We start from the raw sequence: 20,066 nt of genomic DNA, 5'->3' as shown, positions 1-20,066 counted from the left end.
TAAGTTGTTAAGTTTTGATTCGAAATATTGATAATTTCTCAAAAAAACGAAGTTTTTATAATGTACCTCGCATTTCCTGTTCGCGTTCTATAGCTTCAAAAAGTGCTTTAAAGTTTCCTTTTCCGAAAGATTGAGCACCTTTTCGCTGAATGATCTCAAAAAACATGGTCGGTCTGTCGAGTACCGGCTTGGTGAATAACTGCAGCAGATAACCTTCATCATCCCTGTCTATGAGTATTCCCAATTCCTTTAAAGGCTCCAGGTCCTCATCTATCTCTCCAACCCTGTCCAGTACCGTATCGTAATAGGTTTCCGGAACATAGAGGAATTCAACACCTCTTGCTTTAAGTTCGCCGACCGTTTCTATGATATTATCGGTTGCCAGTGCTATATGCTGCACTCCGGCACCGTTATAAAAATCGATATATTCTTCAATCTGGGATTTTTTCCTTCCCTCTGCCGGTTCGTTAATAGGGAATTTAATGCGTCCGTTCCCGTTACTCATCACCTTACTCATCAGGGCTGTATAATCTGTAGAGATGTCGCTGTCATCAAAAGATATCAACTGGGCAAAGCCCATCACCTTGGCGTAGAACTCGCACCATTTGTTCATTTCATTCCAGCCAACATTCCCCACCATATGGTCTATATATTTCAATCCTAAGGGAGCCGGTTTATAAGAAGGGTTCCATTCCTTATAACCCGGAAGGAAAGCTCCTTTATAGTTTTTACGCTCCACAAATAGGTGAACAGTCTCTCCGTAGGTGTGAATTCCCGAAATTACAGCTTCCCCGTGTTCGTCGGTGAACTTTTCAGGTTCCATATAACTCTTTGCACCCCTTTTAACGGTTTCTTCGTGACTTTTCGCAGCGTCGTCTACCCAAAGGGCCACTACTTTCACTCCATCTCCGTGCGCATCTATATGGCGGTTAATATCTCCTCCCGATTGCAAGGGAGACGTTAAGACCAATCTTATTTTATCCTGTTGCAACACATAGGAAACCCGGTCTTTTAAACCCGTCTCCAGGCCGGCATAGGCCACAGGCTGGAAGCCCCAGGCTGCCTGATAATAATGTGCCGCCTGCTTTGCATTGCCTACATAAAGTTCAACATAGTCCGTTCCTAATAAAGGCAGAAAGTCTTCTGCGTCCGGAACTGTTTTTTCTAATTCTAAAGATGTTTTATCAATTGCCATGATCTGATATTTTTTAAATCCCGTTCCAACGGGAATTGATTATTATTGATTTGAAATTCTACTAAGCCGAATAACAATCAAACTTACCACATGGCTCTTAAATGAGCGGTTATATCTATTCTGTTCTTAAGCATCTTATTCCAGCCAGGATTTATGATAATTATCGTCTGCGATCTGCAGGGCTTCTTCCGTAACCTGTAAAGGTTTAAAGGTATCGACCATTACGGCCAGCTCATCTGTTTTTTCCTGACCTATGCTTCTTTCAACAGCCCCGGGATGCGGTCCGTGCGGAATTCCGGCAGGATGCAGTGAAATGTGTCCGGGTCCTATATCATTACGACTCATAAAATCGCCGTCTACATAGTACAGCACCTCATCACTGTCTATATTACTGTGATTGTAAGGTGCGGGAATAGCCTGAGGGTGATAGTCATATATACGCGGAACAAAACTACACACTACAAAGGCATCGGTCTCGAATGTCTGATGCACCGGAGGCGGCTGGTGAACTCGTCCCGTTATAGGCTCAAAATCGTGAATGGAGAAGGCATACGGATAATTAAAGCCGTCATAACCCACCACATCAAAAGGGTGCGTGGCATAGACCATATCGAAGATCTCATCCTGCTTTCTCACTTTTATAAGGAACTCCCCTTTTTCATTATGGGTTTCCAGTTCTTCCGGCCTTCTGATATCGCGCTCGCAAAAAGGAGAATGCTCCAGCAGCTGCCCGAACCAGTTCCTGTACCTTTTAGGGGTATAGATAGGCCTTCTCGACTCGACAATAAACAAACGGTTATCATCGGTATCGAAATCTATTTTATAGATCACCCCCCTGGGAACCAGGAGATAGTCTCCGTATTTAAAATCCAGGTTTCCGAGGAAAGTCCTCAGTTTACCCGATCCTTTATGGATGAAGATCAGTTCATCCGCATCTGTGTTTTTATAAAAATAATCCTTTACCGATTCCTGAGGAGCAGCAAGGATAATGGTACAATCGCTGTTAGTCAGTACTGCCTTCCTGCTTTCCAGATAATCCTTTTCGGGTTTTATCTTGAAGCCGTGAAAACGGTAGGATTTCATATGGTTCTTTAAAGCAACTTTGGGAGCCACACTGTAACTTCCCTTGATCTCTTTTACCTGAGTGGGGCGGTGCTCGTGATACATATTGGTGGACATCCCGTCAAAGCCTATGGTCCCGAACAATTGTTCATAGTAGAGATCTCCATTTGGCTTTCTGAAAATGGTATGTCGTTTTGGTGGAATTTCTCCTAATTTATGATAGAATGGCATAATTATATTTTTTAAAGGTTATACTTATTACAAGACAAAAAGTAACCTTCTCATTCCGGATTTCTCTTGATGAGGTAATGTAAATGCGCTAATAATCCTGCCCAAAAAGATATCATCTGTATCTTCCAATAATTATGAATACGGCTTTCCGGGTGTATCCCGATACTGCCCTAAATACAAATATCGTAAATATTTGATTGATTTCTAAAAAAGCTTAGAACCAGAATCCGACATTAAAGAACCAGCGTGCCCTGTTCTCCGGAGACCAGGAATATTTGATCTCCACGGGCCCGATAAATGTCTCCAACCCGTAGCCAATGGCATAGCCTGTAAAATCGGGTGTGGTAAACCATTCGCCATTCTCAAATATATTATTATCGGCATTGGCAAAATTAGCCGTAAAGTTAATGTGATTCTTCCTGGCAAACTCATAATCGAGAGATGCCGTGGCTTTTACAAAACTGTCACCTCCGAAACTGATAAAATCATATCCCAGAAAGGGGATAAAATTATTGATGAATTCGTTCCCGTAACCCCCTAGTACAAAATCAAAAGAAGTTACGTTTGTGTTCCCCAGGGTAAAGCCTCCTTCTGTGGTGAGGTTAAGCGCAAAGCGATCAAAAAAGGAGGTGGCAAATCCGATCTTTGCCCTCCCGATGGAATACTCGTTAAACTCGTCGTTAAAATCGGAAGAGAATAGGTAGAGGTGAAAATCGCCGTCAAAATAGATCCCCTTTTTAGGGAAATATTTATTGTCGTACGTATCCAGCCTAAGAAAGCTGTACACACTCCCGTAATCGCTCCGGTCAAAAATCAGGTTCTCATTCCCGTTGCGAATGGTAGAGGTCTCTATTTTGTAACGCTTATGCTCCAAACCGAATCCGAAGGCAAATTCTTCCCGCACTACTGTTTGTATATATACCTGATTGGTAAAATCGCTTACATCAATATTAATGCGGTTTACTTCTACCCCGGTATTTATATCATCTTCTTCTATAAGTTCGAAATCCACATCCTTATCGAAGGAATTAAAGCGGGAATTGATCCCGAAACTCCAGTAGAAGCCTTTATCCAGGTAATACTCAAAATTATAACGCACATTATCTCCCAGAACGATATCGAGGGATGCCACATCATCGCCGAACAAAAGGTTTTTCTGAGTTATATTGACCAGGGCAGCACTCTTATAGAGGTCGTCATAATGCACTCCCAACCTCAAAAGGGTATTGTTCTTTTTTTCCTGCAGGTTCATACTAAGTTCCTGGCCATTCTCGAAGGGAGTAAGCCTGTACCGGATCCCTCTAAAATTATTGGTGGCAGAAAGGTTGTTTATCCCCTGGTGGAATTTTTCATAGGTTGTTTTCTCATTCAGCTTAAGCCTGAGTTTCCCTTTAATATATCCCCGGGTGTAATTCTCATTTCCCGAAAGTGTTAAACGGTTGATCAGTAGAGAATCATTATCGATCATCTGCATAGGATCTCTGGGCGGCTTCTTCTGTTTATTGGCCAGGGCCACCAGGTCCTCCTTTTTAAGACGGGCACCTTTCTCTCCATTGTCTATGATCTGCTTTCCGTCTGCAAAAGAGATCACGGTAAAATCCTCAATATCCGGTTTGATATAGATATCGGTTTGTTTGGATTTTACCTTCATGGCATTTACGGTGCGGTAATTATTTATCTGCAGTAAAACAGAAGTGGCAGAATTAAGGGTTTCCCGGTCTGCCAGGCCTGCCTGAACATCTACTCCCACAATAATATCGGCCCCCATGGCCTTTACCTCATCTATGGGGTAATTATTGACCACTCCTCCGTCTATGAGTAATTTTCCATCTATATCCACCGGCTCAAAAAGAGAAGGAAAGGCCCCGCTGGCGCTGATAGCTTCCGGCAGGTATCCTTTGTCCAGGAGCACGGGTTCTCCCGTTTCTACATTGGTAGCTATACAGAAGAAGGGAATGGGCAACTTATTAAAATCGTCCACATCACTCACATGCTGCAGCAGTTTGGAAAGGAGATTGTATACATTTTGTCCCTTGGAAATAGCCGAAGGGAATTTGATCTTAAAATCATCGAAAGGCAATGTCAGTGCATAACGTTCCTGATCTGCTTTTTCATAAAATGTCTTGGCACTTCTCGGGATCTGATCCTGAATAAGGGTTTCGAAATTTACAGAGTTAAAGATAGAATCGAGCTGATGGGCCGAATAACCGGAAGCGTATAAAGCTCCTATGATAGCCCCCATACTGGTTCCGCCTATATAATCTATCCGAAGGCCGGATTCTTCAATGACCTTAAGAGCTCCGATATGCGCAAATCCTTTTGCTCCACCACCACTCAATACCAGCCCTACCTTAATATCGTCTTCTTTTTCCGTTTGAGCGGAAAGGGAAAAGCAAAGGAATAAAAAGGGTAATGCAAACAGTATGTTTTTCATCATTAAGAATATATCGCTGCGGATAATTTTTGCTTAAAAAGTTTATTTTTATTTCACAGTATGAAGATATTCATTTTTTTAATGAAAATTACTATAAATTTTCTGTGCCCTGGATGCCCCCACAACGGCCGTTAAACTTTCGAGGGAAGCCTCTTTTACTCTTTTTACGGATTTAAAGTGTTTTAAGAGCTCTACAATGGTCTTTTCGCCTATCCCCTCAATGGTTTCCAATTCCGAATTTATGGCTGCGCTACTCCTTTTATTTCTGTGGAAAGTGATCCCGAAACGATGAGCTTCATTCCTGAGGTGCTGAATGATCTTGAGGCTCTCCGATTTCTTATCGAGGTACATGGGGATGGGATCGTCGGGATAATAGATCTCCTCCAGGCGCTTTGCTATTCCTATGATAGCGATCTTTCCTCTAAGCTCAAGCATATCCAGGCTTTTCAAAGCCGAAGACAACTGCCCTTTCCCTCCGTCTATAACAATAAGCTGAGGCAGGGGTTGCTCTTCTTCCTTCAGTCTTTTATACCTGCGGTACACCACTTCCTCCATGGATGCAAAATCGTCCGGCCCCTCTACCGTCTTAATATTAAAATGCCTGTAATCCTTTTTACTGGGCTTCCCGTCCTTAAACACCACGCAGGCTGCAACCGGATTGGTTCCCTGTATATTGGAGTTGTCGAAACACTCAATATGCCTGGGTTCTTCCGATAGCCGGAGGTCTTTCTGCATTTGGGTCATAATACGCTTTACATGCCGGTCCGGATCGGTGATCTTTACCTGCTTAAAGCGTTCCTGTCTGTAAAATTTCGCATTCCGTTCAGACAGGTCGAGGATACGTTTTTTATCACCAAGTTTGGGAATACTTACTTTGATGCCTTTACCCACTTCCACTTCAAAAGGCACAAATATTTCTTTGGACTGAGAGTTGAAACGCTGCCTGATCTCCGTGATGGCCAGTTCGAGCAATTCCCGGTCGGATTCTTCCAGTTTCTTTTTCATCTCTATAGTATGCGACCGGATAATAGAACCGTAAGACAATTGCAGGAAGTTCACATAGCCATAACTCTCATCGGAGACGATGGAGAATACATCAACATTACTGATCTTCGGATTAACGATAGTTGATTTGGCCTGATAGTTCTCAAGGACATCTATCTTTTCCTTGACCTTCTGGGCTTCTTCAAATTTCATTTCCGCTGCCAGTTGCTTCATCTGTTGTTTGAACTGCTGAAGAGAATCCTTAAAATTCCCTTTAATGATCTGACGGATCGCTTTGATCTGCTCGTCATAGTCTTTTGCAGATTGCAGGTCTTCACAGGGCCCAAGGCAATTGCCAAGATGGTATTCCAGACATACTTTGTATTTTCCCGCCTCTATTTTCTCCGCAGACAAGTCGTAATTACAGGTCCTTAAAGGATAAAGCCCCCTGATCAGATCGAGTAAGGTCCTTACGGTCTTAACACTGGTATACGGCCCATAGTATTCCGAGCCGTCCCTAAAGAGGTTACGGGTTTGAAACACCCTCGGGAAGCGTTCTTTTTTGATACAGATCCACGGATAGGTCTTATCGTCCTTAAGCATTACATTGTATCTGGGCTGGTATTTTTTGATAAGATTGTTTTCCAGCAAAAGGGCATCGGTTTCGGTAGGTACCACAATGTGTTTAATGGTAGCGATCTTCTTTACCAGCACACGTGTTTTCCCGTACTCATGGGTTTTCTGAAAATAGGAAGACACCCTTTTCTTAAGATTCTTTGCCTTGCCCACATAAAGGATCTTATCATCTTTATCGTAGTACTGATACACTCCCGGGCTGTTGGGTAGCGTTTGTAATTGCAATTCTAAAGACGGCTTACTCATATAAACAAAATTACTATTAATTCGGTTCTGTACTCACCTTTCTTTACATTTTATTGGAAACAAAAAAAGCTCCTGTAGGAGGAGCTTTCTAAAGAGATCGATCGGCTATTAATTTCTTCCTGCCATAACACCTCCGTCCGTATCCCAGATAGCTCCGGTAACCCAGGCGGCTTCATCAGAAAGCAGGAAGTTAATCGTATTGGCTACATCCTGTGCCTTTCCGTTCCTTCCTATGGGATGGAAACCGTGAAAATTCTGCAGGGCATCGTGCGCTTCCTGCTTACCTCCGAAAACGCTCTCATAAACCGGGGTCTCAACCACTGCAGGAGAAACTGCATTAACACGTATATTATGATCGGCCAGTTCCATGGCCAGGTGCTGGGTAAGCGAATGCAATCCGGCCTTTTGCATGGAGTATGCCGATGAAGGAGTGGCTTTTACTGCCTGTTTCGCCCACATAGAGCCGACATTAACGATAGATCCTCCTCCGGTGTCTTTCATTTTCTTTGCCGCGGCCTGGGTAATAAAGAAAAAGCCCCTGTTAAGGTTCATATAGGAATCGTAATCCTCCCGGCTGTGATCCAAAAAAGCTTTGGGTCCGAATATCCCCGAAGCATTTACCAGATAATCCAGATTGTCCCAGTTACCTATTTGCCCTACAAGGCCATCCACCTCAGCTGTGTCTGAGATATTCACCTTATGGGTCTGTACATCACCCGAAAACTGTTCTTTTACAGATTGCAGTTTGGTTTCGTTGGTTCCCACTACATGAACCTCAACATCTTTGTTAAATAAAATTTCTGCAGTAGCTCTTCCGATCCCGCTGCTACCTCCGATAATTAATGCTCTTTTTGTCATAGTTAATTTAATTTTTGAACAGACAAGTCTGTATGGTTTATATATAAAAAATTTTAAATGATCTTTTGTGTAATATTGGCTGCCTGCTGTATCGGCCAGTTATCTCCCTGAAGATAACTCTCCATTACAGCAGCTTCGTACAGAAGGTAGATCTGTTTTGCCAGACCCGGGTCTTCCGATGCGTCCAGGTTTTCGTCTATGAGTTGATCCAGGAATGTCATCAACTTTTTCTTATGCCCTCTTATAACCGTCTTTACCCTTGTATTGTCTTTGGGTATTTCGGCCAGGGTATTGATACACCAGCAACCCCTGTACTCGTCAGAACTATAGAAATCCAGCAAAAAATCGAATACGGACAGTATCTTGTCCTTTCCTTTCTTTCTTTTGCCTACAAATTGTTCCAGGCTGTAAAGCAGCTGCTCCTCTCTTTCATTGAGGTACGCGATAAGCAAATCGTCCTTGGTCCGGAAATGGCTGTACAAGCTCGCCTTGGCAACTCCTGCCTTTTCGATAACTTCATTAATACCGGTATTCGCATAGCCCTTCTCATAGAAAAGTTGCGAAGCTGTATGAATTAAGCGTTCCCGTACCGACAAATTTGAAATCATAAGGCAAATATAGTAAAAACTTCTAAAAACAGACAAGTCTGTCTGCTTCTGATTTTATTTCTTAAAATTTCACTGATAATGAACCGTTTAAGGCCTTCGGGCCGTATATATTAAAATATTGAACAGGGAAAGCCAGGTGAAGACAGCTGATGCGGTTTGGAAAAGGCTTTAGGGTCGATAAAGTGCCATCCGTAACCCAAAATCATTTTTATCCGTCTACACCTAAGCTACCGTTCATCGAAAAACGGTTGACAATTTGCTCAAACAGGAATAAATATCTATATTAGCGTAACCCAAATTTTATTATCATGGATTATTATCTTATTGCTTTAGCCATTTATTTTGTACTTTTTATCGTATCTACGTACTTCACAAGTGCAAATTTCAGAAGATTTATCAGTGATTTTGTAAAGGCTGTAGGCACTAAATGGACAGTGTTAAAGAATGCTATTGCAGGTAGCAAAGGATTGGTTGTTAGTGAATAAATGAAGAAATTTGATTTGCGGAAAAAATATAAGCTATTTAGAAGAGGACTCTCGGAAGAGCTTATAGATACCTATAGTATTCAGATAGCAAATCAGATCTTAACACTCCCCATCTGGAACAAAACATATTTTCATCTTTTTTTATCCATACGCGAACAAAAGGAAGTTGAAACCAGTTTTATATTAAATGTCCTTCAGGGAAAGGACAAGGAAGTACTCATCTCTCAAAGTGATTTTAACAGCGGGGAGATGAGACATTTTTTATTAACGGATAATACGCGAATCCGGAAAAACAAATACAATATCCCCGAACCTGAGGACGGGATAGAGATCTCGGAAGACAGGATAGAGGTAGTATTTGTTCCGCTGCTGGCATTCGACAAAAATGGGAACAGAGTAGGTTACGGAAAAGGATTCTACGACAGGTTCCTTGCCAAATGCAGGCAGGAAACGCTTAAAATTGGACTTTCCTTCTTTGAGGTGGAAGATACTATAGAAGATACCGACATCAATGATGTCAACCTGGATTATTGTGTGACCCCCCAGAAAGTATATCAGTTTTTTTAAACAATTGTTAGACGTGTAACTAATTATTCAAATTTTTAACAAATTTTGTTTATATTCGGGTCACATAATTTTTGCATTACAACCTCAAACCCTACCGCCAAAAAATGGTCAAGGACTTAACGCTTTCCGGTTTATCAAAAGCTCTGGGCTTTTACTATTGGACCAAAAACAAGATATCGGGAGAAGAATTTTGGTCCGGTGAGATCTATGACATTATCCGGGAAGATCCTTCCTCCTCTTTTTCCATACACGAATTTACGATCAGCTTTGTTCACGAGAACGATCAGCATCCTTTTATCGAGGCCATTGAAAACTATATGGAGTACCAGTCGCCTTTTGAAATGGAGATCCGTGTTCGCAAAAAGAACGGCAATTATTACTGGCTCCAATGCAAATCTGCAGATAAGATAAACGATACACTGTGCCCGAAGGAACACCTTATTGTTTTTGTTGATATCAATGCGCAGAAAAAATATAAAATGCGCTATGATGAGAATAAGTTCTTCTATCAGGAAAGCGCCGAAATGACAAGAACAGGTGGTTGGTTTATAGATTTTGAACACAAAAAAACATATTGGGACCGGGGTACCCGTAAAATACTCGAGATCGGCAAGGACGTAAAGCCCACCATAAAGAACGGGATCTCCTTTTTTGCAAAAGGATACCGCTTTAAGGCCATGAAACATTTTCTGGACTGTTCTCTTAACGGTTTCCCTTTTCATATTGAGGTTAAACTGAATACTTCCAGAGGGCGTACCTTCTGGGCCATTATTATAGGCCGGCCTATTTACCAGCCTTCTACCAGAAAAATAATCGGGATCCGGGGAGTTATCCAGGATATATACGAACTTAAGATCAAGGAGATCAGTATTCAGAAATCGATGGATATTATCGCCTCCCAGAATTCCAGGTTATACAATTTTGCACATATTGTTTCGCACAACCTGCGTTCGCATTCCAGCAACCTCGAATTGGTTTCGGAATTGTTCAAAGGAACCAACGATCCTGCCGAAAAAGATGAACTTTTTAATACGGTAACGGAGATCTCATACAGCCTGAATAAGACTATCGAGCACCTGAATGAAGTGGCTGCCATTCATACCCGTATCAACAAAAAAATGGAGCGGGTACAGCTGAGCAAAACCCTGCAATTGGTGATGGCTTCCATTAAACAGATCGTAATGCAGGAAAAAGCCATTATAGAATCGGATTTCTCCGAGGTAGACGAGTTAACCTATATCCCGGCCTACCTGGAAAGCATTATGCTTAATCTGATCACCAATGCTATTAAATACAAACACCCCGACCGGATCCCTCATATAAAGATCAGGTCATACAGGAAGGGCGAAAAAATAAGGATGGAAGTGAGTGATAACGGAATAGGGATAGACCTGGAAACTTTCGGCTCCAAAATATTCGGAATGTACAAGACTTTCCACCAGGCAGACAATGCCGTGGGGATAGGATTGTTTCTGACCAAAAACCAGATAGAATCTCTCAACGGTTCCATAGACGTTCAAAGCGAAGTAGGCACCGGAACCACTTTTATAATTAACTTCTAAACACAATGAGCAAACCCGTAATTGATCTTGCCTGTATAATTGACGACGATAAAATATATGTAAACCTGATCCGAAAAGTCATTGAGTCGAGGGCATTGAGCAAGGATCTGCTGATCTTCAGCAACGGGAAAGAAGCTCTGGATTACTTTGAATACCTGTTTAACAATTTTGAAGCTTATAAGGTTCCGAATATTATTTTTCTGGACCTGAATATGCCGGTTATGGACGGATGGCAGTTTCTCGAGCACTTCATGAAGATAGAAAAGAAATTCAAGAAGATCATTACCCTCTACATTGTGAGTTCCTCCATCGATCCGGTCGATATAGGTAAAGCCAATAAACTCTCTTCAATCTCCGGCTATATTATAAAACCGGTAAAGCCGGGAGAACTCGAAGATCTTTTCAGAAAAAAGAGCTTTTAAGCTTCCTTTTTCTTCGGAAAGGCTTTTTTATTGAATACCAGCAGGATCCCCACTCCTATACTGATGGCCATATCGGCAATATTAAAGATAGGATCGAAAAACGTAAAAGGATCACCTCCCACTACCGGAACCCACTCGGGCCAGGTCGTATCTATCATAGGAAAGGAAAGCATATCTACTACCTTACCGTGAAAAAGGCTTCCGTAAGGATCGTCTGAAAACATGGTAGCAACCTGCCCGTAACTGTCATTAAAGATAACCCCGTAAAATACAGAGTCGATGATATTTCCAAAAGCTCCTGCAAAGATCAGGGCTATGGCCAGGATAAGGGTTTGAGAGCCTTTCTTTTTGATCGAATCCATCAGCCAGTAGCCGATCCCGATGATCGCAAAGATCCTGAAAATGGTAAGCATTAGTTTCCCTGCCCTGTCTGAAAGCGGTAAGATGTCACTTATTTTAGCTCCCCATGCAGCTCCTTCATTCTCGATAAATAAAATCTTAAACCAGGAAAACACATCTACGTGTTCGTGAAGTTCAAAATGCGTTTTTACATATATCTTACTTATCTGATCTACCAGAAGGACCAGTACAATAACAAGTGTCGCTTTTTTTAATGACATAATTCAGTGATATTTCATAAAGACGGTAATCTCCTGAGACTTTATGAATTTAAAGCGTCAAAAATAAGAATATTATTTGGGTTTGGAGACATAGATATCTCCATTGACGGTCTTTAGGGTGATTTTAGATTTCCCGGGTTCTATATCCTCGCTTTTCACCTGCCCGTATCTGGATTCGGATTCTACTTCCGCCTGTCGGGCTTCCAGAAAAATATTCCCGTTACGCGTAGACACCTCTGCATTGCCGTAAAAATCCCGGATAGAGCAAATACCATTATCCAATACCACCTTAAGGTCCTTTATTTTCCCCGAAATATCGGTTCTCACACCTCCGCCCAGCAGGTCAACTTCAAAACCTTCAGGCACCAGAATGTTCAGGTAAATAGAAATTACCTTATGGGCACTTAATTTATCGTTCGGATTTTTAAAAAGCGGACTAAAGCCTGCTCTGATCACCAGGTGATCCTCCTTTTCCAGGACCGATATGACCAGGTCGTCGCTATATTCTCCGTCTATAGAAGATTCTACCCTGATCTTAGGTGAAGCATGAGTTCCTATCTCTATTTTAAAACAGTTATGAGCATCTACCTTAATACCTTTTAAAAGTGTACCCACTACTGTCTTCTCTACTGTTTTCTGTGCAAACAGTAAAGAGGAACTCAGAAGAAAGAACGCTATGATAAACCTTGGTCTCAACAATTTTAAATTAGGTCTGATCAAAAAACGCACTGTAGGAATACAGCGCGTTTTAAGATCTAATAAGTTTTTCTCTACTTTTTAAGACTGCATATTTTTTGCTTCAATACTCAAAGTAGCATGAGGAACGAGTTTTAAACGTTCTTTATTGATCAATTTACCGGTTACACGGCAAATTCCATAGGTTTTATTCTCTATTCTTGACAAAGCATTCTTAAGATCTCTGATAAACTTTTCCTGTCTGATGGCCAGAGCCGTATTCGCTTCCTTACTCATAGTTTCAGAGCCTTCCTCAAACGCTTTAAAGGTAGGAGAAGTATCGTCGGTTCCATTATTACCATCGTTCATGTATGAACTTCTCAACAGCTCAAGGTCTTTTTTTGCTTTCTCGATCTTTGCTTCAATCAGAACTCTGAACTCTTCAAGATCCTTATCCGAATATCTTATTTTTGTGTCTGACATAGTTTTAGTGTTTTTGAATAAACAATTTGGTATTTACGTCATCAAAAGCTATTTCCGTGCCTTTTTCCATAGTGTCTTCAAAATCCAGCTCTGCAGTCAGGGTTTCAGTCTTTATATAGCTAAGGTTACTCGAAACTGCCTGCTCTAAAAAGCCGTCTTTCTGCAATTTAACATCTATCTTGTCTGTTACTTCAAAACCGGATTCCTTGCGAAGGTTCTGTATACGGTTTACCAGTTCTCTGGCAACTCCTTCCTTCCTCAATTCATCGGTGATCGTAACATCTAAGGCAACGGTCAGTGCTCCTGAATTCGCTACCAACCACCCTTCGATATCTTGAGATGAAATTTCCACTTCATCCAATCCTAAATTAATACTTTTTCCATTAATTTCAAGAGAAATAGATCCGTTTTGTTCAATTGTTTGAATATCTTTTTGATCAAAACCTGCTATCTCACTGACTATCAGCTTAATATCTTTACCGAAACGCGGCCCTAATACTTTAAAATTAGGTTTGATCTGCTTGACTAAAATACCTGAAGCATCATCAAGTAAACTAATTTCCTTCACATTAACTTCGGCCTTGATCAGATCTGATACCGCCATTATTTCTTCTCTTTGCCCTTCATCCAGTACAGGGATCATGATCTTCTGTAAAGGCTGTCGAACTTTGATCATTTCCTTCTTGCGAAGCGAAAGGACCAAAGAAGAGATCGTCTGAGCTTTTTCCATTTTGCTCTCCAGTTTACTATCGACCATTTCGGGTCGGTAAACCGGAAAATCAGCCAAATGTACACTCTCTACATTTTCTTTCTGTGTTGCCCTGGTTAAATCTCTGTAAAGTTGATCCATAAAGAACGGAGCAACCGGAGCTCCCAGCTTTGCAACATTAATCAGACAAGTGTATAACGTCTGATATGCAGAAATCTTATCCTTTCCGTAATCTCCTTTCCAGAAACGCCTTCTGCTCAGGCGTACGAACCAGTTACTCAGGTTCTCCTGAACGAACTCAGAAATAGCCCTGGTAGCTTTGGTAGGTTCGTAATCTGCATAAAATTCGTCTACCTTTTTTATCAGGGAATGCAATTCCGACAGGATCCATCTGTCTATTTCGGGTCTTTCAGACAATGCTATATCCTCTTCGGCATAACTAAAGTTATCGATGTTTGCGTAAAGGCTGAAGAAGGAGTAGGTATTATAAAGAGTTCCGAAGAACTTCCTTCTTACTTCTGCAATACCTTCTATATCGAATTTCAGGTTATCCCATGGATTCGCATTGCTGATCATATACCAGCGTGTGGCATCCGGGCCGTATTTCTCAAGAGTTTCGAACGGATCTACGGCATTCCCCAGTCTTTTAGACATCTTCTGTCCGTTCTTATCAAGCACCAGGCCGTTAGATACTACATTCTTATAAGCTACGGAATCGAACACCATGGTCCCGATTGCATGCAGCGTATAAAACCATCCTCTGGTCTGATCGACACCTTCGGCTATATAATCTGCGGGGAAAGAACTTCCTCCGTCTATTTTTTCCTTATTCTCAAAAGGGTAGTGCCACTGTGCATAAGGCATAGAACCACTGTCGAACCACACATCTATCAGATCCGGTTCTCTTCTCATGGGTTTTCCTGACGGAGATAAGAGGGTAATCCTGTCTACTACATTTTTATGAAGGTCTACCTTGTCATAATTCTCCTCACTCATATCGCCCACCACAAAATCGGCAAAAATATCCTTCTCCATTACACCGGCAGAAACCGCTTTCCCAATCTCGGCCTTAAGCTCTTCAACAGAACCTATAATGATCTCTTCTTTTCCGTCTTCCGTTCTCCAGATCGGTAATGGGATCCCCCAGAAACGGGAACGGGAAAGGTTCCAGTCGTTTGCATTGGCCAGCCAGTTACCGAAGCGCCCTTCACCGGTTGCCTTGGGCTTCCAGTTGATGGTCTGGTTTAACTGGAACATTCTTTCTTTTACATCCGTGGCCTTTATAAACCAGGAATCCAACGGATAATAAAGGATAGGTTTATCGGTACGCCAGCAATTAGGATAGCTGTGCACGTATTTCTCTACCTTAAAGGCCTTGTTCTCTTCCTTAAGTTGAATAGCTATCTCTACATCTACCGATCGCTCCGGAGCTTCTCCGTCGGCATAGTATTCATTCTTAACATATTTTCCTCCCAGTTCTCCCATTTCAGGTCTGAATCTTCCCTGAAGATCGACCAGGGGAACAGGGTTATTATTTTCATCCAGTACCAGCAGCGGAGGAACTTCGGGTGAAGCTTCCCTGGCTACTTTGGCATCGTCCGCACCAAAGGTAGGTGAGGTATGTACAATTCCGGTACCGTCTTCGGTAGTTACAAAATCTCCGGTAATTACCCTGAAGGCATTTTCCGGGTTCTGATACGGAAGCGGTCCCTGACTCCATAACTGCTCGTATCTTATTTCTTCCAGATCCGCTCCCTTAAATTCCTTTAGTATAAAGAAAGGTATCTTTTTATCTCCGCTTTTATAATTGCCGAGTTCTTCTGCATTCTCTGCCTGGAAGAATTTGCCTGAAAATTGTTTTCCCACCAGGGCTTTGGCCAGGATCACATTAATCGGCTTATGCGTATACTGGTTAAAGCTTTGAACCAGTACATAATCTATTTTCGGACCAACGGTCAGGGCGGTATTCGATGGCAGGGTCCACGGGGTAGTGGTCCAGGCCAGGATATGAACATCCCCTTCCACCTCTTTCAGGAATTCCGGAAGGCTATCTGCAATGGTCTTAAACTGAGCCACTACAGTAGTATCTGTTACATCCTGATATGTTCCCGGCTGATTTAATTCGTGTGAACTAAGTCCGGTACCTGCTTTTGGGGAATAAGGCTGTATGGTGTAACCTTTGTACAAAAGCTCTTTATCGTATATCTGCTTAAGTAGCCACCATACGGTCTCCATATATTTGGATTTGTAGGTCACATACGGATCTTCCATATCCACCCAATAACCGATCTTACGGGTCATGTCGTTCCAGATATCCGTATAGCGCATTACCGCTTTTTTACAAGCTTCGTTGTATTCTTCTATGGTGATCTTCTTTCCGATATCTTCCTTGGTGATCCCGAGCTCTTTCTCCACACCGAGTTCTACCGGAAGCCCGTGAGTATCCCACCCGGCCTTACGTTTTACCTGATATCCTTTCTGCGTCTTATAGCGGCAAAAAATATCTTTAATTGCACGGGCCATTACGTGGTGAATTCCCGGAAGCCCGTTTGCAGACGGAGGTCCCTCAAAAAACACATAGGGATCTTTTCCTTCCCTGGTTGTAATACTCTTTTCAAAGATGTTGTTTTCCTCCCAATAGTTCAGGATTTCATCAGCAACTTTTGGAAGATCAAGTCCTTTATACTCGCTAAACTTCATTTTCAAATATTCCTTTGTGCAATTAATTAAGTGTGCGAAATTACTAAATTTCAGTGAATTGAAAGAGATATAAAATTGAAAAGATTTTAAGTTGAGGCATAGTTTTTGTGGTGTTTTATAACAAATTTTTAACTTTATAACTAATTTAAATCAAAATGATTATGAAAAACTTTGCTTTGACCACCCTGGTAATGTTATTTACCACAATTTCCGTTCTAGCTCAACAACCTCCTCTTTCAGCAACCAACGGAGCCGCAAGTAGAAATCAATTCGACCTTAAAAGAGAATATCTGGAAGCGTTCCAGCACAACAGGCAGATCGCAGCCGGAGAAGATGTTAACGGGAGTCCTTATATCCTGGAAAACTTCATCACCGCCAAGATCAACCATTTTAAAGACGTTCACCTGGTAAGATACAATGCTTCTACAGACGATATGGAGTTTAAGAACAGCAAGGATCAGATCCTGGTTTTAAACAAATCCAACGACTATGTTATCAGCTTTACACATCCTAAAAAGGTATACCACAGTGTAACTTATGGCGATGACACCAGAGGCTTTGCCGAATTATTATGGGAGAGCAGCGATTCAAAAAGCGCTTTGTATATGAGACAGCAAGTAGAATTTATCCCTAAAAGAGCTGCCACTAATAGTTATTCCAGCGAAAAGAAGGCCGAATACAAGAAGCTTAAAGATGTCTTATTCTTTAAAAACTCTAACGGGACAATGACCGAGGTACCTACCAACAAAAAGAAGTTTTTCAGCATATTTGAAGGTAAGGAAAAAGAGGTACAGCAGTTTGCAAAGAAGAACAAGTTAAAGATCAATAAGGAGAGTGATATTATCAAGATCCTTGATTTTTACACTTCCTGATCACAGCTTTGATCTCCCCGATTTTCTTTGTATTTTTATAATTCACTGAAAATCAACAATCTTAAATCGAGAAATTATGAGAAATACATGGCTATTTGTATTGCTGTTGGTATTTGTCCTTCCGCTCTATGCTCAAAGCTCAGACACCAGACCTGGTTTTGACGGAAAGCGTGAATACATAGACAATATGCTTCGCAGCAGTCTGAACACGGAGCTTCCTAAACCTTTGGGGAGCCCGTATATGGCAGAAGATTTTGTTCCGGCCAAGATCAATCATTTTACAACCACTCAGCTGGTTCGTTATAATGCAGCTTCGGATAATATGGAGTTCAGGAACAGCAAAAATGATATTCTGGTCCTGAACAAACTCAACGATTACACGATTACTCTTAATAACTCCAAAAAAGTATATCAAACGGTAACCTATACCAATGGAAAAAGGGGGTTTGCCGTACTATTATGGGGAGATAAAGATTCTGAAAATGCTTTGTTCCTTAAAGAACGAAAGGAATTTATACCTAAGAAGGTAACGTCTAACAGTTATGGCAATGATCAACCTGCCAAATACGAAAAACTCAAAGACGTTCTGTACCTGAGAGGTGCTGACGGAACCCTTGCAGAGGTTCCTTTAGGTAAAAAGAAATTCTCCGAAATGTTCAAGGGTAAGGAAAAGGAAGTACAACAATATATAAAGAAGAATAATCTGAAGATCCGCAAACAGGAAGATATTAAAAAAGTCCTGGCATTCGTCCAGGAACATTAATATCCCGTTAAGAATAATTGAAGAAAAGCCATTCCGGGATTCCGATTGGCTTTTCTTTTAAGGTGCTTTTGTCCCCCGAAAAGCTATTTATACTATTCCTTAGACAAAACATATTTAACCTTATTCAAACAAACCATTATGAAAAAAATTCTTATTTCCACACTGGCAATGATGTTCACCACTATTTTCATCTTTGCGCAACCACCTCTTCAGGGAGTTGACGGCCCTATTTCTACAGACGACCTGACCGATCTGAAGCGAATGTATCTGGAAACTATCCGTTACAGCCAGCTGACCGGGCAAAATGAAGAAATTAACGGAAGTTCGTATATTCTGGAAAATTTCGTCACTGCTAAAATCAATCATTTTAAAGACGTTCATCTGGTAAGGTACAATGCCTCTACCGATGATATGGAATTCAAGAACGGCAAAGATGAGATCTTCGTCCTGAACAAATCTAATGATTACACAGTTACGCTTAACAGTTCCAGAAAAGTGTATCAAACGATACTTCATCCCAACGGAAAAAGAGGGTTTGCCGTATTGTTGTGGAAAAGCAAGGATTCAAATACTTCCTTATTTTTAAGGGAGCGCATAGAGTTTATTCCTAAAAAACCGGCAGCAAGCAGCTATTCAAAAGATCAGCCGGCCGAGTTTAAACGACTTAAGGATGTATTATACCTGAAAGATGGTGCTGAGCTAATTGAGATCCCCACCGGCAAAAAGAAGTTTTTTGCCCTTTTTAAAGACAGGGAGAAAGAAGTGCAGCAATTTGCAAAGAAAAATAAGCTTAAGATCACCGATCAGGAAGATATAATAAAGATCCTGGATTTTTACACTTCTTGATCTTGTTCGATCTCCCCATTTTCTCTGAACTTTTCAGGAGCAAAAAAAGGAAGTACAACAATAAATTATAAGAAGAAGAATCGAAGAAAAGCCATTCAGAAATTTCCGACTGGCTTTTCTTTTAAAGTGCTTTTAGCACAGAAAAGTTATTTGTACTATTTTTACGACAAGAATTTATTTAACATTATTAAAACCATTATGAAAAAAATTGCATTATTAAACTTAATCGCTTTATTAAGTACAGGCATGTATTCGCAGAACATCCTGGATACCAGCAGGGGAGCTGCCGGAGGAATTGATGTGATCATGAGGAGCACAGCAGATGTTCCTGTTGAAGGCGCTATCGGGAGTCCGTATGTTATGGAAAGTTTTGCTCCGGCAAAAATAAACCAGTTCCAGGACCTTCACGTTATCCGTTACAATGCCGCCTCAGATGCTATGGAGTTCAAGAATCGCAAGAATGAGATCCTTGTGCTGAACAAGATGAACGATTATACCATAACACTTAACGGCTCGAACAAAATTTACCAGACCGTTACCTATAGCAACGGGAAAAGAGGTTATGCCGTATTGTTATGGAAAAGTGATGACTCAAACACCTCTTTATTTTTAAGGGAGCGTATAGAGTTTGTTCCTAAAAAACCGGCTGCCAGCAGTTATTCCAAAGATCAGCCTGCCAAATACAAAAGAGTTAAGGATGTATTGTACCTGAAAGACGGTTCTGAAATGACTGAACTTCCCACAAATAAAAAGAAGTTTTTTGCTGCTTTTAAAGGCAAGGAAAAAGAAGTACAGCAATTTGTTAAGAAAAACAAACTCAAGATCTCCAAACAGGAAGATATTGTTAAGATCATTGAATTTTATTCAGGAGAATAGTTAAACTTTTAGCTATTTTTTCTTAAAGACCATTTTTATTCGGAAGAAAGGGTATTCCGACATTGAAAAAATATAACACTCCCCTTTATTTAAGCCGGTTTTTGTAACAAAAAACTGGCTTTTTTTTTAAAATTCTGTTAAAAAAAAATTTCCGGTAGGGTATTTACCTGTTTAAGGGTTTTATTTGTTGGGGTTCATAGTTAAAACCTTAAAAAAAGCATAAAACGCGTCT

At 41.1% G+C, this 20,066-nt stretch carries 18 protein-coding genes; 8 read left to right on the top strand and 10 right to left on the bottom strand.

The features are described 5' to 3' along the window. Positions 1-55 precede the first annotated feature (55 nt). The 6 genes from hppD to GWK08_RS13445 form a co-directional block, all read right to left on the bottom strand. Positions 56-1,195 carry a 4-hydroxyphenylpyruvate dioxygenase gene (hppD, locus tag GWK08_RS13470; protein WP_163607749.1) on the bottom strand — a complete coding sequence of 380 codons (1,140 nt, stop codon included), beginning with the start codon at positions 1,193-1,195 and terminating at the stop codon, positions 56-58. A gap of 135 nt (positions 1,196-1,330) precedes the next feature. Continuing rightward, complete coding sequence (locus GWK08_RS13465) at positions 1,331-2,488, bottom strand: homogentisate 1,2-dioxygenase (protein WP_163607748.1); 1,158 nt, start codon at positions 2,486-2,488, stop codon at positions 1,331-1,333. A gap of 214 nt (positions 2,489-2,702) precedes the next feature. Next, positions 2,703-4,922 carry a patatin-like phospholipase family protein gene (locus tag GWK08_RS13460; RefSeq protein WP_163607747.1) on the bottom strand — a complete coding sequence of 740 codons (2,220 nt, stop codon included), beginning with the start codon at positions 4,920-4,922 and terminating at the stop codon, positions 2,703-2,705. A 78-nt stretch (positions 4,923-5,000) separates the two neighbouring features. Next, positions 5,001-6,788: an excinuclease ABC subunit UvrC gene (gene uvrC, locus GWK08_RS13455; RefSeq protein WP_163607746.1), complete on the bottom strand. Its 1,788-nt coding sequence runs from the start codon at positions 6,786-6,788 to the stop codon at positions 5,001-5,003. Positions 6,789-6,896: 108 nt separating this feature from the next. Continuing rightward, the gene (locus GWK08_RS13450) at positions 6,897-7,646 is read right to left on the bottom strand and encodes an SDR family NAD(P)-dependent oxidoreductase (RefSeq protein WP_163607745.1); all 750 of its coding nucleotides are present in this window, start codon (positions 7,644-7,646) and stop codon (positions 6,897-6,899) included. A 53-nt stretch (positions 7,647-7,699) separates the two neighbouring features. After that, positions 7,700-8,254 carry a TetR/AcrR family transcriptional regulator gene (locus GWK08_RS13445; RefSeq protein ID WP_163607744.1) on the bottom strand — a complete coding sequence of 185 codons (555 nt, stop codon included), beginning with the start codon at positions 8,252-8,254 and terminating at the stop codon, positions 7,700-7,702. Positions 8,255-8,562: 308 nt separating this feature from the next. On the opposite strand from GWK08_RS13445, the gene GWK08_RS13440 reads away from it, so the two are divergent. The 4 genes from GWK08_RS13440 (at position 8,563) to GWK08_RS13425 (ending at position 11,290) form a co-directional block, all read left to right on the top strand. After that, entirely contained in the window at positions 8,563-8,739 is a 177-nt protein-coding gene (locus GWK08_RS13440) for a hypothetical protein (protein ID WP_163607743.1), read from the top strand. Continuing rightward, positions 8,740-9,306 (top strand): 5-formyltetrahydrofolate cyclo-ligase, encoded by a 567-nt coding sequence (locus tag GWK08_RS13435; protein WP_163607742.1) that lies wholly within the window; start codon positions 8,740-8,742, stop codon positions 9,304-9,306. It abuts the gene before it with no gap. A 104-nt stretch (positions 9,307-9,410) separates the two neighbouring features. Beyond that, positions 9,411-10,868, top strand: coding sequence for a PAS domain-containing sensor histidine kinase (locus GWK08_RS13430; protein WP_163607741.1), 1,458 nt, complete (start codon positions 9,411-9,413; stop codon positions 10,866-10,868). A 5-nt stretch (positions 10,869-10,873) separates the two neighbouring features. Further along, positions 10,874-11,290, top strand: a complete 417-nt coding sequence (locus tag GWK08_RS13425; RefSeq protein WP_163607740.1) for a response regulator — start codon at positions 10,874-10,876, stop codon at positions 11,288-11,290. On the opposite strand, the gene GWK08_RS13420 is transcribed toward GWK08_RS13425, so the two are convergent. The 4 genes from GWK08_RS13420 to ileS form a co-directional block, all read right to left on the bottom strand. Further along, complete coding sequence (locus GWK08_RS13420) at positions 11,287-11,910, bottom strand: lipoprotein signal peptidase (protein ID WP_163607739.1); 624 nt, start codon at positions 11,908-11,910, stop codon at positions 11,287-11,289. The two genes, GWK08_RS13425 and GWK08_RS13420, sit on opposite strands and share 4 nt — an antisense overlap. Positions 11,911-11,982: 72 nt before the next feature. Beyond that, positions 11,983-12,606, bottom strand: a complete 624-nt coding sequence (locus GWK08_RS13415) for a DUF4097 family beta strand repeat-containing protein (RefSeq protein WP_163607738.1) — start codon at positions 12,604-12,606, stop codon at positions 11,983-11,985. Positions 12,607-12,687: 81 nt separating this feature from the next. Further along, positions 12,688-13,068 (bottom strand): TraR/DksA family transcriptional regulator, encoded by a 381-nt coding sequence (locus GWK08_RS13410; protein ID WP_163607737.1) that lies wholly within the window; start codon positions 13,066-13,068, stop codon positions 12,688-12,690. Between the two features lie 4 nt (positions 13,069-13,072). Next, entirely contained in the window at positions 13,073-16,477 is a 3,405-nt protein-coding gene (gene ileS / locus GWK08_RS13405; RefSeq protein WP_163607736.1) for an isoleucine--tRNA ligase, read from the bottom strand. 161 nt (positions 16,478-16,638) lie between these two features. On the opposite strand from ileS, the gene GWK08_RS13400 reads away from it, so the two are divergent. From GWK08_RS13400 to GWK08_RS13385, 4 genes are all read left to right on the top strand, one after another. Further along, on the top strand, positions 16,639-17,349 hold the full coding sequence (locus GWK08_RS13400) for a hypothetical protein (RefSeq protein WP_163607735.1): 711 nt from the start codon (positions 16,639-16,641) through the stop codon (positions 17,347-17,349). A 76-nt stretch (positions 17,350-17,425) separates the two neighbouring features. Then, positions 17,426-18,112 (top strand): hypothetical protein, encoded by a 687-nt coding sequence (locus GWK08_RS13395; protein ID WP_163607734.1) that lies wholly within the window; start codon positions 17,426-17,428, stop codon positions 18,110-18,112. 138 nt (positions 18,113-18,250) lie between these two features. Next, a complete protein-coding gene (locus tag GWK08_RS13390; protein WP_163607733.1) occupies positions 18,251-18,958 on the top strand; it encodes a hypothetical protein in 708 nt (235 codons plus the stop codon). A gap of 198 nt (positions 18,959-19,156) precedes the next feature. Continuing rightward, the gene (locus GWK08_RS13385; RefSeq protein ID WP_163607732.1) at positions 19,157-19,834 is read left to right on the top strand and encodes a hypothetical protein; all 678 of its coding nucleotides are present in this window, start codon (positions 19,157-19,159) and stop codon (positions 19,832-19,834) included. The last annotated feature ends 232 nt before the right edge of the window (positions 19,835-20,066 follow it).

The organism is Leptobacterium flavescens, from assembly GCF_010671605.1.
Classification (GTDB): Bacteria; Bacteroidota; Bacteroidia; order Flavobacteriales; family Flavobacteriaceae; genus Leptobacterium; species Leptobacterium flavescens.
Note: the sequence above shows the minus strand (reverse complement) of the source record. Positions and strands in the feature narration are given on the sequence as shown.

Bases quoted from the DNA above. Each gene is read 5' to 3' on its own strand.
- uvrC (WP_163607746.1), bottom strand. From the start codon at position 6,788: ATGAGTAAGCCGTCTTTAGAATTGCAATTACAAACGCTACCCAACAGC.
- GWK08_RS13410 (WP_163607737.1), bottom strand. From the start codon at position 13,068: ATGTCAGACACAAAAATAAGATATTCGGATAAGGATCTTGAAGAGTTC.
- GWK08_RS13390 (WP_163607733.1), top strand. From the start codon at position 18,251: ATGAAAAAAATTCTTATTTCCACACTGGCAATGATGTTCACCACTATT.
- GWK08_RS13440 (WP_163607743.1), top strand. From the start codon at position 8,563: ATGGATTATTATCTTATTGCTTTAGCCATTTATTTTGTACTTTTTATC.
- GWK08_RS13385 (WP_163607732.1), top strand. From the start codon at position 19,157: ATGAAAAAAATTGCATTATTAAACTTAATCGCTTTATTAAGTACAGGC.
- GWK08_RS13450 (WP_163607745.1), bottom strand. From the start codon at position 7,646: ATGACAAAAAGAGCATTAATTATCGGAGGTAGCAGCGGGATCGGAAGA.
- GWK08_RS13425 (WP_163607740.1), top strand. From the start codon at position 10,874: ATGAGCAAACCCGTAATTGATCTTGCCTGTATAATTGACGACGATAAA.
- hppD (WP_163607749.1), bottom strand. From the start codon at position 1,195: ATGGCAATTGATAAAACATCTTTAGAATTAGAAAAAACAGTTCCGGAC.
- GWK08_RS13420 (WP_163607739.1), bottom strand. From the start codon at position 11,910: ATGTCATTAAAAAAAGCGACACTTGTTATTGTACTGGTCCTTCTGGTA.
- GWK08_RS13460 (WP_163607747.1), bottom strand. From the start codon at position 4,922: ATGAAAAACATACTGTTTGCATTACCCTTTTTATTCCTTTGCTTTTCC.
- GWK08_RS13395 (WP_163607734.1), top strand. From the start codon at position 17,426: ATGAGAAATACATGGCTATTTGTATTGCTGTTGGTATTTGTCCTTCCG.
- GWK08_RS13430 (WP_163607741.1), top strand. From the start codon at position 9,411: ATGGTCAAGGACTTAACGCTTTCCGGTTTATCAAAAGCTCTGGGCTTT.
- ileS (WP_163607736.1), bottom strand. From the start codon at position 16,477: ATGAAGTTTAGCGAGTATAAAGGACTTGATCTTCCAAAAGTTGCTGAT.
- GWK08_RS13400 (WP_163607735.1), top strand. From the start codon at position 16,639: ATGAAAAACTTTGCTTTGACCACCCTGGTAATGTTATTTACCACAATT.
- GWK08_RS13465 (WP_163607748.1), bottom strand. From the start codon at position 2,488: ATGCCATTCTATCATAAATTAGGAGAAATTCCACCAAAACGACATACC.
- GWK08_RS13445 (WP_163607744.1), bottom strand. From the start codon at position 8,254: ATGATTTCAAATTTGTCGGTACGGGAACGCTTAATTCATACAGCTTCG.
- GWK08_RS13435 (WP_163607742.1), top strand. From the start codon at position 8,740: ATGAAGAAATTTGATTTGCGGAAAAAATATAAGCTATTTAGAAGAGGA.